A 14838-nucleotide genomic window follows, 5' to 3' on the forward strand; every position below is an offset into this window, starting at 1 on the left:
TGCGGAGATCCTACTCCAGTGAACCAGATTCTCGCCGCGCGCAATAGCTTGTAAGCAGAAAAAGCACACCGAACGCCAGACCGGTCAAGAACACACCGAACTGGAAACTGAAGGGGCGGTACTCCCATTCAATCCGATGGATTCCCGCACCGACCGAGACGTCGCGTTTGAGCGCGACGTCTCGTGCCATGTTCCACTCGCCCTCATCGACGCGCCAGCGCCATCCTGGCGCAATTGTTTCCGCCAGTGAGCACGTTGCCGGTTGCGCGACTTCGAGCCGAAGCACCTCGCGATTGGGTCCACGCTCAAGCCATTCGAATATCCCGTCGACAGTTCCAGAGAATCGAATGGGACGCACTTGGTCGTTGATGAGCAAGACCCCGCCCGGGGCTGAGTTCAAACGACGTTGCTCGAGTACCCCAGGAACATCTTCCAATGGTTGTGGTGACCAGATCGCTGGCACACCCCAGAACTGTCGCCAATCCCAAGAGCCTGCCCCGAGTTCGTTGAGTTGATCTTCGAACTGGGCATAGCTGATCGGATGATAGCCGAGCATCGAATCTCGACCGTTCAGAATCGGCCGCAATGACTGCTCGCGTCCGAGTTCCAGCACGCGGCATGGCTCTGTCATTCCTACGGCGAATTCATCGACGGCGTTTGGCGCCAGATACGCGGAGTAATCATCCCAATCTACCGCCAAGAGAAACGCGGAATTCGCGGACATCAAGTCCACCGCGAAGAGCAGCGCAAACGTGCATCCCGCCGCGGCACGCAACCACCCGGCGTGCATCTTCACGGCGGCCAGAAGTGCCGCGAGGAGCAGTGCGCCCGCGATGGCCAGGACAAGGAGCGACCTGCGGATCGCGGCGATTGTGAACGCCGCTGCCGTTTGGGAGTCGCCGTCATGAAGGGCCAGGAATCCGATCAGCGAGCACAAGGCGAGCAACGCGAAGGCGATCATGGCAGTTTGACGCCGCGGATGCTCTCGCCGAAGAAACCCGATGACGAACTGGAGTCCGAAACCGCTCATGACTGGAAGTGCCAGCGCCATCGCCGCCATGAATGTTCCTGGCGAGCGGAAGCTCTTCATTCCTGGCCAGAACTCGTACAGCACGCGATAAAGAGGGACGGAGTCACCAAGTCCTACAAGAAGGGAGACAATGGCCATTGCCGCCCAGAATCCCCATTCCCTCCTCCGTCCTGAAAGAATCCCCACCAGCGCCAACAACACCAGCGCCACGCCGGCGTAGTCGGAGACAATGCGCTCTCCCCAGCCGCCGAAGTACTGCCCATGCCCGGCCCGTGAATTATCGCCAAGGAATCGCGGCAGAATCAGTTCCAACGTTTCGAGCGAGGGGTAGCTCGTCTCTACCGCTTCGGCAAACTCGACGCCAGTTCCCCGGTTTGAGAGTGCGCTCATCTCCATTCCGGGAAGCAATTGCGCAGCCCCGACGCAGCCACCGAGCCCCCAGATCAGCACCAGGCGCACTGCCATTGCGCGCCAGCGACCTGCTCTCCAACCACCGAATGCCAGGACGTAGATGAAGCGCCCACCGGCCATCATTGCCATGATGTAAGCAATCTGCGGATGGCCCGACAGGAACGCAGCGCCAAGCGCCAACGCCGCCGCTGCCGTGCCCACGAGTCCATCGCGCCAGTCGCTTTCCGCGGCCAGCGCCTTGACCATTCCTCCGGCGAACCATCCCATCCACGCCAACGCGAGGACCTTCTGCAGATGACCCGCGTGGATCAGTGTGACCACGTGCCCGCATAAACCGAAGCCGATCCCGACAGCGAGGGCAACGCTGCGCCGCATGCCCAACACACGCGCCAACCAGTACCCGCCGAGCGCCGCCCACCACAGTGCGATGACAAACTGAAGTCGTTGAGCCAGCGGAAAATCGAGAATCGCATGCAACCACAACGATGGCGCAAACGGCGTCCACAAGAACGCGCCGACTGTTGGGAGCCCGCCCTTCAGCGGCGGCATCCACAGAGGAATTTCTCCACCGCCGCTGCGAACCTGATCCCAAACCCACATCTGCACCACGGCATCGTGGGCAACCGTATCCGTTCCGAAGAGAAACCACTCGCCGTCGGGGCGATCATGAACGAACGCCGACAACTGAACCCACGCCAGCACGAAGAAGCCGACGACGATCGCAATCCGTGCGAGCACGATTTGTCTTGGATTCTCAAAAGGTGACGGCACGGCAAGTCTCTTGGCGGGGTATCACGTGACGGCGACGGCGGGATGAATCAGGTGCAGCATTCGGCTGACGAGTGCGATCTCGCGCTGGAGGTGTTTCTTATCGACGGGCACATCGACTTCGCCGAGCGCCATGCGTTCTTCCGTACGGTTCACGCTGGCGATCAGACGGCTGAGTGATACGGGATCGGGATCGAACTCGCCCAGGTAGTGATGAATGCGGCGATAGAATTTCCCCACGCGCGATTCATCGCCGAGCTCCTTCGCAATGTACTCGGTCAACGCCAGTGCGGCCTCCTCTGGATCGTCCTCCAGCGCTCCCGTGCCGTCCCACTCGACAGGGACCTTTGGCAAGTCGGTGGTCCCATCCAGATCCGGTTCCCACACCCAATACCCCGTGGCAGGCAGCATCCGTAGCCGATCCGCATAGGAGACCGCCGCGCCTTCGTTGGCCAGCACCGGCATGATGGGCAGGCGCGAACCGGCGGTCCGATCGATGCGATCGAAAGCGCTCAGGAACCCGGCTCCCCAATCATCCGAGGCAACGGCCAATTCCGCCACCAGCCCCTCGGCAAACCACTCCATCCATGGGGAATGCTCGATCGGACGATCCGCCGGCGACGGAACCAGCATGAGCCAACACAAGTCCGAGCGTACGGCCTCGACGCGCGCCTTCAGGCTTTCGATGAAGCACCGCAACTCATTCCAGACCCAATCCTGCCATTCAGCGATCTCTTCCCGCGAGCCAACCGCTAGCAGTCTCTCCAGGTTGTATCCGAGCGTCTCCTCGACGCGTCGCTGGCTGGAGAACGCACAGCAGAACCAAGACTGCGGATCGTCGGTTGCAATCGGGACGTGGCGAAGGTCCAGGACGATTCCGCCAATCGGATGCTGCTGAGCCATGCTCACCAGGCAGTCGCCCAGCATTCTCCGGAAATCCAGATTCACCCAGGAGAACAGCGGACGCATCCCATCCTCGCCCAGCGGGACCAGGCTGTTGTGGGTGTTCCACATCAGCCAGTTGCGGTGTCGCCGGGCAAAACGCGACAGTTCTCCCGTCGAGCTATTGGTGGCTGTCAGTGGATCAGCATAGAGCCAGACGGAGCCGTCAAAATGCTCCCGGGCCTGCTTGAGTGCCGAAATCAGCGGCCCCCGTGCTTCCTTCTTCCGACCTTTCGCCGGAGTCATTCGAAAGTGCCCTTCCGACATGACCGGCAAAGCGACCGTGTTGTACCCTCGTTCAGCAAGTTGGCTGAACATCGCTTCCGCCCGCGCGGGGGACAGCCGTCGTGCCGGCAGAGGAGCCAGGGTCGCAAGAGTCTGGGCTGGATTTTGCATTCCGATCCCGAGTAGAGGGCTTCGTGTTCAGATCGAATGCCCCCGGAATTGGGCTTTACAGGGACCAAGCCCTGTCAAAAGCTACGTTGCAATCGTAGCCGCTGCAAGGCCAGCGACTATACCCAAGGGGCGCCAAGGGAGGGCTCCAGGGCAAGGTCGAATCCCATTTCGACCAGTATTTTGCGAGAGACGTCATGTCGCCGGACGCGAAGAACAACTCCATCGAGGAGAGCATCGCTGCCCTCATCGAGAAGACCCCGGACAAACCCGGGGCCCGCGATCTCGTGCGCCACGCCTTCGAAGTCGCCGAGAAACTGCATGCCGATCAACGTCGCAAATCCGGCGAGCCCTACATCGAGCACCCCCTGGCCGTCGCGCATATGCTGTGCGACATCAACATGGACGCCGCAGCCATCGCCGCCGGCCTCCTGCACGACGTCCTCGAAGACACCGAGCTGACCCTCGAGAACATGCATGAGCTGTTCCCCGAGCCCGTCCCGACCCTCGTCGAGGGCGTGACAAAGATCAGCCGGATGCACTTCGACACAACCCGCGATCACCAGATCGAAAACCTCCGCAAGATCATCCTGGCGATGGCTCGCGATATCCGCGTGATCATCATCAAGCTCTGCGACCGCCTGCACAACATGCGAACATTGCGGTCCTTGCCGCCGGACCGCCGAATCGCCATCGCGCGCGAGTCCCTCGACATCTATGCGCCGCTTGCCAATCGAATGGGTATGGTGCGTATCAAGACGGAGCTCGAAGACCTGGCGATGTACTGGATTTACTCGAACGAATACCGCCAACTCTCGAAGATGATCGCCAAGAAGAAGATCGAGCGCGAGACGCACCTGCAGAAGAGCATGGGTTTCCTGCGCAACTACCTCTCAGAACTTGGCCACGACGACGTCGACATCAAAGGTCGCAGCAAGCACTTCTACTCGATCTTCCGCAAGATGCGCAACCAGGGCCTGACCTTCGAAGAAATCTACGATCTCAACGCACTGCGTATTTTGTGCAAGACCGAAGCACAGTGTTACGAAATCCTCGGACAGATTCACTCCATCTGGCATCCCGTTCCAGGCCGAATCAAAGATTACATCGGAATGCCGAAGCCCAACATGTACCAGTCGCTGCACACGACAGTGATCGGTCTCGAGGGTATGGTTACCGAGATTCAGATTCGCACACAGGACATGCACCGCGTTGCCGAGTACGGCATCGCGGCCCACTGGAAGTACAAGGAAGGCCGTATCGATCAGAGCATCGATAAGCGCCTTCAGTGGCTGCGGCAATTGGCAGATTGGGCCACGGAAGCCACTGACCCGTCGAACTTCCTGGATGGCTTGAAGAAAGACGTCTTCGCGGATGTCGTGCTCTGTTTCACGCCGCGCGGCGACGTGATCGAACTTCCCGCCGGCGCTACGCCGATCGATTTCGCCTACGCCATCCACACGCAAGTGGGCGAGCGTTGCGTGGGCGCGCGCGTCAATCGCCGCATGGTCAGTCTCCGGACAACATTGACCCACGGAGATGTCGTTGAGATTCAGACCAGCCAGACCGGCCACCCCAGCCGCGATTGGCTGGACGTCGTTGTGACCGGGCGCGCTCGCAGCAAGATCAAGCACTGGCTGAAGTCGAAAGAGATGGTGCGCTGGGTCACCGACGGTCGCGAGTCGCTGAACCGTCTCCTCAAAGAACGCAACATCGACGTCACCAAGAGCGAGTTGGACAAGCACCTGGAGACGCTCCTGGAGCCGTTCCGTCTCCAGACGATCGACGATTTGCTGGCAGAGATTGGTTTCGGCAGCATCAGCCCGCAGGCCGCCCTGACGCGCATGAACCCGGAGTGGTCCAAGCCGCGCCAGTCGCGCAGCCCGCGCAAGCGCCCGAAACGCAAGCAAGGTGCAATCACCGTCGATGGCATCGACGACATGCCGATCAAGATCGCGAATTGCTGTAACCCGATCCCAGGCGATCCGATTGTCGGTTTCATCACCCGCGGGCGGGGCGTGACCGTTCACCACCGGAATTGCTCGAACGTCTCGCGCTTCCGAAACCAGGAAGGCGAATCGCAGCGCATTCTACCGGCGGTCTGGAATACCGAAGGACCGATCAGCCACACCGTCTTCCTCCGCGTCGAAACCTTCGACCGCGCAGGGCTGCTGATGGACCTCACGCGAGAAATCTCCAAACACAACATCTTCATCGTCGCGTGCCATACCCGATCCCAGAAAGGGAAAGGGACGGCCACATTGCGCTTCGAAGTCGATGTCAGCGACATCACGCAGTTGGAAGAAGTCCTGGCCTCGATTCGCCAGGTCCGAAACGTCATCAAGGCCGAACGCACCAATCGGCCCGTCTAAACGGCCGCTCTTCAACTTGCCCAGTTCCCCAAGTCATTCGTCTGCAAGGCTCCGATCCCCGCTTGCGCTCGGCCGGGCACTCCATTAGCTAGTGAACCTGTCGGCGGGAACAGCCGGCCTTCACTCTCAAGTTACCGAATTGCAGGGGTACGATGAAACGATTCTCTTCTCTGTTTGCCTTGGCGCTGCTCATTCTGTCCTCCGTGGCCATCACCGGCTGCGGCGGAGGTGCCGGGAAGTTCGACATCACCGTCGCCAACAACAGCGGCCAGTACGTCTCCGACATTATTGTTGAGTACGGGACCCAATCGACGACCTTCGGCCTGATCCCGCCGGGCGAGTCTCAGACCCAGCAAATCCAGATCGAATCCGCCGAGAAGTTCTACATCGATTACCTCGATGCGGACGGGAACAACTGGACCGAAACCGTGGATCTGCAACTCGAGCCCCGTTACCTGGGCAAGGTCGCGTTCAATTTGGAGCCAGACGGCAAAGTCCGTCCGATGGCGAACATCAACGTCCGCCGATGAGCAATCCTCAAACTTCTCGTCGCCTGGTGATTGGCGTCGATGGCGGCGGAACCAAGACTCTTGGCGCGATCATGGATTCGGAGGGGAATCTCCTCGCGCGGGAGCTTTTCCCATCGAGCAATCCCCACGCAGCGTCCGCGGACGTGGTTCGCGATGTTCTGACGACGCTCGTGGAGTCCCTTTGCCAGCGGGCGGGAATTTCGCCCGCGGAGATCGCTGCTATCTGCCTGGGAATGGCCGGTTGCGATTCCGACGCTGAGCGCGAGCACATCGAAGAGCTCATTCGCCCGGCCGTTCCGGATGATTGTCGACTGATCGTCGTAAACGATGCGGTCATCGCGATGGTCGCATTGCTCGGACGACTTCATGGAATGCTCGTCATTGCCGGAACAGGATCCATCTGCATCGGCTACAACGAGCACACGGGCGACTCGACCCGCTGCGGCGGCTGGGGGCATTTGCTGGCCGACGAAGGTGCGGGGTATCAGATCGGCCTGTCAGCACTCCGTGCCATTCTGAAAGAGTTGGATGGCCGCGGTCCCAAGACCAGCCTGAGCAAGACAATCCTGGACCATCTCGAGCTTTCCGAGCCGCGCGATATCCTCACATGGCTCTATCGCGAAACTGCCGGCAAGGCTTCGGTCGCTGCGCTCTCGCGTTTTGTGATGGCTGCGGATGAGGATGGTGATGAAGCCGCCGCGAGCATTCTCGACAAGCAGGCGGCTGCGCTGGCCGGGCTCGTCAAGCCGGTCTACGATCGCCTGTTCCATGACGAATCGAAGCCCGTTCAGATTGGGCTGTGGGGAGGAAACCTCGTCCACGCGGCGAATTACCGCCGTCGGTTCGAGGAATGCCTGAATTCGACTGGCTTGCGGTTGGAAATTGTCTTCTCGCCAGAAGCGGACGCCGTTCTGGGCGCCACGCAGCATGCATTGAATTCGATCGGATAGAGCGCTCGCCGCCTATTCCTTCTCGAACGGATTCTCATTCTTGTGGTCGGTCAGCCACTTCTGGATGTCGCCGTAGGTCTTCCAGCGATTCTTGCGTCGTTCGCTGTGTTCCTCGCGTTCGCGTCGCAGGCCTTCTTCGTATAGAATCTCTTTGATTGTCTTCTTCTTTTCGGCGACCTGGAAGCCCGGAGCGGTCGAGACCTCGTTTAGCGCGTCCAGCAGTTTCTCCGTCTCGAACGGCTTGACCAGGTAATGCGTCACACCTTTTTCGAAGACCATCCGGCGATCGCGGGGGCTGCTCTTTGCCGAGGCAAAGATGATGGGCTTGGTGTGCGTGTCCATCGACTGGTGCAGCAGATCGATCAACTGATAGCCACTCATTTTCGGCATCATGCCATCGATGATGTAGATGTCGGGTTCCGTGTCCGGAATCTTGTTCAACGCATCGAAACCATTGTGCGCCGTCACGACTTCATAAATGTCCTCGAGTGCCGTGCGAATCATGAGAAGGAAGTCGGCGTCGTCATCAACCAGCAAGACTCGCGGTACCACGGGTGCCGCTGTTGGAGCCTTGATCAGACCGTTGCCTTCCCTGGGAATTGCAAACGGCAATGGACTATCATCCTCATCCTCCGGAGCCGGCGTGTTGCGGCGCTCGGAATAGGACTTCAGCAGCCTGCCGGAGGGATCCTTTACCTTGGGAACCTTCGCCTCTGAAATGTGCTCAACATGGCTGGACGGCGGAGTCTTCTTCTCCTCGGCTTCGGGAACGGGGAGCGGTGCCGAAACTTCCTGCAGCAGCTTGACTTCGCGCTCCTCTTCCTCCTCTCGCCGCGAATCCTCCAGCGCCTTGCGCGCACGGGCGCGCTCCAGATCGCGGGCGCTCTTCTCTTCTTTCTCGCGGATCTCGGCAATGGTCAACGTCTTGTGCCGGACGGGGCGCGACTCCAGCGACATCCGGACATTCTTCGCAACGCGTTCCGGATCGAAGGGCTTCGTGAGATACAGATTCGCACCGGAACCATAGCCCTTCTTGATGTCTTCTTTGGAATCCAACGCCGACAGTGCGATGATTGGCATGTCCTGGTAGCCGGGCTTCTCGCGGATCTTGCGCGAGAGCTCCAGCCCGTCCATCAGCGGCATCATGATATCGATGATCGCCAGATCTGGCTCGTACTTCGGGACCTTCAGCATCGCATCCAGACCGTTGGTCGCCTCGACGACCTCGAATTCCGGCGTCAGGGAGGCGTTGAGGATTGAACGAATGTCCGGTTCATCGTCCACAACCATCACGCGAAACTTATCGGGACTCATATCGTTACTCCCTGGCAATGTGCGCTGTAGTCACTCCCCATAATGGAGGGTCGCGTACTGCTGTCAACCTTAGCTCACTCCATGGCGCGGGGGCGGGTCAAGCAAACCAGGAAGGTCTATACATCAGTTGTTTGGAATAAACGAGTGTCTTTGTGGGTGGCTGCTTTCAAACAACGAAAAGCCCCCTTCGCCGCAGTGGGCGAAGGGGGCTTGGAACCTTCAATCAGGGTTCAAGCCGGAAGCGTCAGGAACTTGCGCTCTGAGCCTTGTGAGCAGCCTTCATCAGGCGGGAAACGCGGCGGGACGCGTTGCGCTTCTTGACGAGGCTGGTCTTCGCAGCCTTGCCCAGCTTCGACTGTGCGTCGACCAGGCTCGGAGCCAACAGCTCCTGGTTTTCGCTGTCCAGAATCAGGCGGACCTTCTTGATCGAGGAGCGCATGGCCGAGCGGCGAGCGCGGTTGTGCTCGCGACGGCGTTCGTTCTGGCGGACTCGCTTCATGGCAGATTTCTTGTTCGGCACGTCAACAGACTCCTTATAGTTCATCCAGAAAAGGTATTTGGTCTTCGTTCCAGGCCGCCGGGACGCACTTCTGCACCCAGCAGGGCGGGTATCTGCATCCATCCGGGGGCGTCCCGTCAAGGGAAAAACCCTGCTCCTCGGCGATTCCTGGGGATGATCGTGTCTATAGGCCGGACGAATGTCAAACCAGTGCCTGGCTGGACCTCAGTTCCCATTCTCCCTCTCTCTCGTTGACCTCGGCGCTCTTCTGGCTCTTGGTACGCTGGAAGAACAAATGAGTCATAAACTGGAGGCATTGCCAACATGGCAGAAGAAGCAATCCAAGACACCGTGCAGTGGGATCTGACATCCTATTTCCCCGAGTTCGATGGCCCCGAATACAAGGCCCATGTGGAGAAGCTCGAAGAAGACATCGACCAGATGGGCAAGGACGCCCAGGCGCTGAAGGAAATCACCACCGAGAACACAGACCAGTGGGCGGAACTGATCTGTCGCGACGAGGAAATCACCTGTAACTTCTCGCACTGGGCTTCCTACATCGGGTGCTTGAACTCCGCTGATTCCCGCAATGAAGACTACAAGCGCGAGCAGGCTCGCATGTCTCGAATCGGCGCGCAATACCGCAAGGCCGGCGTGCCGATCATGGCCGCCCTGCGCGACGTGACTGACGATGCCTTCGAGAAGCTCGTCTCGCATCCGTCGATGGAGACAGCCCGATTCTCCATGGAGCGCGGCCGTATCGACGCCAAGCGCACCATGGATCCGGAGCTCGAAATGCTGGCGGCGGACCTCAGCGTGGACGGCATGTCCGCCTGGGGGCGCCTGTATAACGATCTGGCCGGGCGCCTGGAATTCGAGATGAAGAAGCCCGACGGCTCCACGGAGATGGTGCCGATGGCCCAGCGCCGTTCGTTGCTCGAGGATCCCGATCCGGCCGTTCGCAAGGCCGCCTTCGTGGGCAGCAACAAGGCCTGGCAGGACGTTGAACACGTTGCCGCCGCCTGTTTGAACGGCATCGGTGGCTGGCGTCTCACCTTGAACGAGAAGCGCGGCATCGATCACTTCCTCGACGTCGCCATGTTCCAGTCCGCAACCGAGCAGAAGACCATCGATCAAATGTGGGATGTCATCTCCCGCAATCGCGACGTGGCGTGGGAATACCTGCGGACAAAGGCGAAACTGATCGGACGCGACAAGCTCGGCTTCCAGGACATCGGGGCGCCGCTTCCTCTGAAGGATGCGCGTCGCTTCTCCTGGAAAGAGGGCACGCAGATGGTGTTCGACGCCTTCAATGACTTCTATCCGGAGCTCGCCCAGTTCACGAAGATGATGCTGGACGAGAAGCGCGTGGAGTCCGAGAAGCGCCCCGGCAAGCGTCCCGGCGCTTTCTGCACGTCGTCTTACAAGACGAAGGAATCGCGCGTGTTCATGACCTACGGCGGATCGCTGGGCGACATTCAGACGTTGGCGCACGAACTCGGTCACGCCTTCCACAACTGGGTGATGCGAGACATTCGCCCGTTCGCCCGTTCCTATCCGATGACGCTGGCTGAAACCGCCTCGACGTTCGCGGAGAGCGTTCTGTGCTCCGGCATCATCGACAGCGACTCCACCACCGACATGATGAAGGCGCAGTTGCTCAACACGCAGCTCGACCACGCCGCCGTCTTCATGTGCGACATCCACATGCGCTACATCTTTGAGAAGATGTTCTACGAGGAGCGGCAGAAGGGCGAACTCAGCGTCTCGCGCATCAAGGAACTGATGCTGAAGGCCCAGCGCGAGACCTTCGGCGACATCCTGAATGAAGACGAGATGGATCCGATGTTCTGGGCTTCGAAGCTGCACTTCTACATCACAGGCGTCACATTCTACAACTTCCCGTACACATTCGGCTACTTCTTCAGTCGCGGAATCTTCAGCCGGGCCAAGGCGGAAGGCGCGTCCTTCCTGCCGAAGTACGAGCAGCTTCTTCGCCTGACCGGAAGCGATGTTTCCGAGGGCGTGGCCAAGCGTTCGATAGATGTAGACTTGACGGGCCCCGCCTTCTGGGAGGAAACCATCGAAGGCATTCGCGCCGACCTGGCGAAGTTCCAAGAGGTCGTGCCGAAGGTGCTTGGGAACTCGTAGCGCACAATTGGGGCGCAGAAAAGAAGCGCAATGAAGAGAAGTCGACTCACCATCGGAGCAGCCGCCCTCTTGTTGGCGGCTGCTCCTGGTTTCTTGAATGCCTGGGGCGGAGACGGGCACCGCTATGTGAATGAAGCCGCCATCGACGATCTCCCTGCGGAGATGTTCGATGACGGATCGGGGAACGCGTTTGATGATTGGCGCGACTTCCTCATCACCAATTCGACGCGGCCCGACAGCATCAAGTCCGACGACTCCTCCGAATCGCCCCGCCACTGGTGCGACGCGGATCTGCTGATCGATACCTATCCGTATCCGTTCGACAATATGCCCCGCGACCTCGACAATTACATCGCCGTCTTTGGGCGCGATAACGGGGTCAACCAATGGGATGGCTACCGGGACCATTACGACGGACTCGTGGTCGCCTTCCGCATGAGGAACTGGAACGCCGCCTATCGCGTGGCTGCCGATCTGGGGCACTACGTCGCAGACCTGAACCAGCCCTTTCACACGACCGTGAACTACAACGGCCAGCTGACCGGGAATTACGGAATCCACAGCCGCCACGAATCGTCTTTGGTTTCCCGAAAGATTAGCTACTCCGACTTGAAAACACGTCGCTCGAATCCGCCCCTGGTCGATGGATTCCGCGATATCAGTGATCCCGTCGAAGCCGCGTTCGATACGCTGGAGGACTCCTATCCAATGGTCGCGACGATCCTTGCCGCGGACACTGTCGCCGCGGCGTTGGATTCCAGCTACGGCACGGTTTACTACAATTCTCTCTACGCAGCAGTGGGGGAGCAGACCGTCGATCGTCTCTCCGAAGGCGGCCGCATGCTGGCCGATCTCTGGTATTCCGCCTGGAAGGACGCCGGACAGCCCAGTTTCGGCGAAGCGTTCGTTATCAACGCAGAAAGGTCGACCCCAACCATCGACGGCGACCTTTCCGACCTCCTTGGACAGGGACACCTGCAGACCAACACCACCGACTGGGGAGACAATGACAGCGAAATCGACCAGCTCTTCGTCAATGTAGACGGGGACTCGATTGTCTTCGGAATCGCCGGGAACCTGGGAGAAGACGAGGCCGTGACGTTCTTCTTGGACACAGGGGCCGGCGGAACCTACTTCCTCAATGGCCAGTACGGGACGACTTACCTCAACTTTTCGTCTAATCCGATTCTTCTCCATGTGGACCTTCGTCCCGACTATCTTCTGAGCATCCGGCGGACAAGTGGGGGCATTTACGAAGTCCACCTTTTCGATATGAACTCCGGCACGGGCGTCACCCTTGGGTTCAGCAGCCAGACGGCGTTCGACCTCACCGGAGGCGGCCGTTTCGCCATCGATAACTCGAACACCGGCGGCGTGACCAATCGATACGCGAACCAGGTGCTCGACGCAGAGAATGTGCTGACAGGAATTGAACTTCGGATTCCCGCGGCCTCGATCGGCGTTGAAGCTGGGGAACAGATCGGCCTCGCGGCAGCCTTGATGAACGGGTCCTCCCCGCAATTCTCCAACCAGACGATCCCGGGGCTGCCGATGGGCGAGTTTGCCTCCGACGTCGACTCGCTGACCTCTATCGGCCGGGCATTGTTCCTGATTCCACCGGCCGTCCGGGGCGGCTGGATGCTGTATTAGGCGACGGCGAGGGGCTTGACGGTCCCTGCCCGATGGCCTATCAATGGACTGACGGAGTGATCGGGAAGGTCTATCGCGCCGGGGCGACCCGGGCTTATTCCGGTTGACCGCCGCCGGGTATCGGCAAGACGCTTGATAGTCCTGAACCTGGGACTGGGATACTTGGTCAGGGCGCTTGCAGGGGCGGAGCTAGCTGTAAGCGGGATGGAAGTCTTTGGAGAAGAAAGCACGGTTCTAATGCCGATTATCAACTACCGGACACGCGAAATTAACTGCAAGATCGTCTACGTCGGCCCAAGCCTCGGCGGCAAGACCACCAATATCGCTGCCATTCACGGGATGATTCCGGGCGAGAATAGAACGCAATTGCAGTCCATCGACACCGAGGGCGACCGGACACTGTTCTTTGACTATTTCTCGATGGATCTTGAAGAAATCGCCGGATTCAAGACTAAGTTCCTGATCTACGGCGTCCCCGGTCAGCCCTACTACCGTTCGACCCGCAAGATGGTGCTCAATGGCGTCGATGGCCTTGTTTTCGTGGCCGACAGCGACAAGTCGCGCCTTCAGGACAACCTCGATTCCCTCGAGGACCTGAAGTCCATGCTCGCCGAGTACGGCTACGACTACGAGACGATTCCCCTGGTTTTTCAGTACAATAAGCGGGATCTGTTCTTCATCACGCCGGTCGAGGAATTCGAAGAAGTCGTCAACGACCGCGGCTGCCGATCCTTCGAGGCGATCGCTATCCAGAACAAGGGCGTGGTCGAGACCTTCCGTGCGGTCTGCGCCGAAGTCATCATGCGGCTGAACGCCACCCTGAGCCAGCAATACGGCTCCTTCAAGTCCTAACCAAGACTCTTACGAGGTTTTTGTCCTCCCATGGTTCCCCCATCTCCCCCGCATAAGTCGTCTGGCACCGGCGTTCGCAAAATGGGCGCGGCAATGGGCATGCAGCCCTCAAACGCCCAGTTCTATTCGATGTCGAACGAAGTTCTGGAGATCATGCACGAGGGGTTGGAGCAGCTCGTGAAGGACAGCCGGGCGCGCTGTGCCCTGGTCCTGGACCGCACCGGCTGCATTATGGCCTCGGCGGGGGACTTCCACCCGATAAACCCTTCCACGATGGGGGCGACGGCCGCCGCGACGATCGCGGCCCTGAACCGAATGGTCTCCCGCGCCAGCAGTCCGGAAGTCTCGGTCAAATTCTATGGCGCAGAGATCGACAAGATCCACTTCGTGCTCCTGGGCGAGCGCCTGGTCCTCTGCCTGCTCCACAGCCGGCACGTGACCAGCGGCCAGATTCGCTCCGCCGCCCGGACCTTCGTGAGCAAAATTGAGCCAGAAATCGAAGCCGACAAGTCCGCAGTTCGCGACCAGGAAGCAACCCTCCTGGAATCCGTCAACTACATCGAGACAAAGCTGGACGAACTGTTCAAAGATAAGTTCTAGCGTCGAAATCCTGAATCCCCACCGTTCCCACGGTTTTTCAACACTTGTGCCCCTTGGAAAGGCCCTTTCCAGGGGGCTTTTTTTGGGGCACGGAACACCCCCTCTCGGGCGGGTCAATCCTTTTCTTGCCAGAATGCTGCGAGCCGAATTCAGTGCATCTGAAGTGCACAATCCGCATTGACCCTCCCTAAACCTTCCGGCAACTTGGCTCAACCGACTGGATGCAGGCCCGCGCGAGTGAGTTTTGCTCGTGTATTGCGGACCGGATTCCGTCGTGGATCGAAGTCCCGTTGCTTAGAGCGCTGGCAAGTTTGTGGTTGACCCCTTTGGGGGGGCTTTTTACCCGTCAACGGAGCAGCCTCAATAAGGACCGCAA

General features: G+C 59.5%; 11 protein-coding genes. 7 read left to right on the forward strand and 4 right to left on the reverse strand.

Annotated elements, in window-relative coordinates:
• Positions 1 to 10: 10 nt before the first annotated feature.
• Both KQI84_06435 and KQI84_06440 read right to left on the reverse strand, forming a co-directional pair.
• Positions 11 to 2212 (reverse strand): hypothetical protein, encoded by a 2202-nt coding sequence (locus tag KQI84_06435; protein ID MCB2154505.1) that lies wholly within the window; start codon positions 2210 to 2212, stop codon positions 11 to 13.
• 21 nt (positions 2213 to 2233) lie between these two features.
• Positions 2234 to 3397, reverse strand: a complete 1164-nt coding sequence (locus KQI84_06440) for a hypothetical protein (protein ID MCB2154506.1) — start codon at positions 3395 to 3397, stop codon at positions 2234 to 2236.
• A 344-nt stretch (positions 3398 to 3741) separates the two neighbouring features.
• Between KQI84_06440 and KQI84_06445 the strand changes: the two genes are divergently transcribed.
• From KQI84_06445 to KQI84_06455, 3 genes are all read left to right on the forward strand, one after another.
• The gene (locus KQI84_06445) at positions 3742 to 5916 is read left to right on the forward strand and encodes a bifunctional (p)ppGpp synthetase/guanosine-3',5'-bis(diphosphate) 3'-pyrophosphohydrolase (protein MCB2154507.1); all 2175 of its coding nucleotides are present in this window, start codon (positions 3742 to 3744) and stop codon (positions 5914 to 5916) included.
• A gap of 152 nt (positions 5917 to 6068) precedes the next feature.
• Positions 6069 to 6446 (forward strand): hypothetical protein, encoded by a 378-nt coding sequence (locus tag KQI84_06450; protein MCB2154508.1) that lies wholly within the window; start codon positions 6069 to 6071, stop codon positions 6444 to 6446.
• A complete protein-coding gene (locus KQI84_06455) occupies positions 6443 to 7396 on the forward strand; it encodes an ROK family protein (protein ID MCB2154509.1) in 954 nt (317 codons plus the stop codon). The genes KQI84_06450 and KQI84_06455 overlap by 4 nt, the downstream gene beginning before the upstream one ends.
• A 12-nt stretch (positions 7397 to 7408) precedes the next feature.
• Here the strand turns inward: KQI84_06455 and KQI84_06460 are convergent, their stop codons facing one another.
• Positions 7409 to 8710 carry a response regulator gene (locus KQI84_06460; protein ID MCB2154510.1) on the reverse strand — a complete coding sequence of 434 codons (1302 nt, stop codon included), beginning with the start codon at positions 8708 to 8710 and terminating at the stop codon, positions 7409 to 7411.
• A gap of 244 nt (positions 8711 to 8954) precedes the next feature.
• Positions 8955 to 9230 (reverse strand): 30S ribosomal protein S20, encoded by a 276-nt coding sequence (rpsT, locus tag KQI84_06465; GenBank protein MCB2154511.1) that lies wholly within the window; start codon positions 9228 to 9230, stop codon positions 8955 to 8957.
• A gap of 303 nt (positions 9231 to 9533) precedes the next feature.
• On the opposite strand from rpsT, the gene KQI84_06470 reads away from it, so the two are divergent.
• The 4 genes from KQI84_06470 (at position 9534) to KQI84_06485 (ending at position 14462) form a co-directional block, all read left to right on the forward strand.
• A complete protein-coding gene (locus tag KQI84_06470) occupies positions 9534 to 11360 on the forward strand; it encodes a M3 family oligoendopeptidase (protein ID MCB2154512.1) in 1827 nt (608 codons plus the stop codon).
• 30 nt (positions 11361 to 11390) lie between these two features.
• Positions 11391 to 13010: a hypothetical protein gene (locus KQI84_06475; GenBank protein MCB2154513.1), complete on the forward strand. Its 1620-nt coding sequence runs from the start codon at positions 11391 to 11393 to the stop codon at positions 13008 to 13010.
• A 237-nt stretch (positions 13011 to 13247) separates the two neighbouring features.
• On the forward strand, positions 13248 to 13862 hold the full coding sequence (locus KQI84_06480) for a gliding-motility protein MglA (protein ID MCB2154514.1): 615 nt from the start codon (positions 13248 to 13250) through the stop codon (positions 13860 to 13862).
• 30 nt (positions 13863 to 13892) lie between these two features.
• A complete protein-coding gene (locus KQI84_06485) occupies positions 13893 to 14462 on the forward strand; it encodes a hypothetical protein (protein ID MCB2154515.1) in 570 nt (189 codons plus the stop codon).
• Positions 14463 to 14838: the final 376 nt, after the last annotated feature.

The sequence above is a fragment of the bacterium genome (assembly GCA_020444065.1).
Taxonomy (GTDB): Bacteria; Sumerlaeota; Sumerlaeia; order SLMS01; family JAHLLQ01; genus JAHLLQ01.

Bases quoted from the DNA above. Each gene is read 5' to 3' on its own strand.
- KQI84_06440 (MCB2154506.1), bottom strand. From the start codon at position 3,397: ATGACTCCGGCGAAAGGTCGGAAGAAGGAAGCACGGGGGCCGCTGATT.
- KQI84_06445 (MCB2154507.1), top strand. From the start codon at position 3,742: ATGTCGCCGGACGCGAAGAACAACTCCATCGAGGAGAGCATCGCTGCC.
- KQI84_06450 (MCB2154508.1), top strand. From the start codon at position 6,069: ATGAAACGATTCTCTTCTCTGTTTGCCTTGGCGCTGCTCATTCTGTCC.
- KQI84_06455 (MCB2154509.1), top strand. From the start codon at position 6,443: ATGAGCAATCCTCAAACTTCTCGTCGCCTGGTGATTGGCGTCGATGGC.
- KQI84_06460 (MCB2154510.1), bottom strand. From the start codon at position 8,710: ATGAGTCCCGATAAGTTTCGCGTGATGGTTGTGGACGATGAACCGGAC.
- KQI84_06470 (MCB2154512.1), top strand. From the start codon at position 9,534: ATGGCAGAAGAAGCAATCCAAGACACCGTGCAGTGGGATCTGACATCC.
- KQI84_06475 (MCB2154513.1), top strand. From the start codon at position 11,391: ATGAAGAGAAGTCGACTCACCATCGGAGCAGCCGCCCTCTTGTTGGCG.
- KQI84_06480 (MCB2154514.1), top strand. From the start codon at position 13,248: ATGCCGATTATCAACTACCGGACACGCGAAATTAACTGCAAGATCGTC.
- KQI84_06485 (MCB2154515.1), top strand. From the start codon at position 13,893: ATGGTTCCCCCATCTCCCCCGCATAAGTCGTCTGGCACCGGCGTTCGC.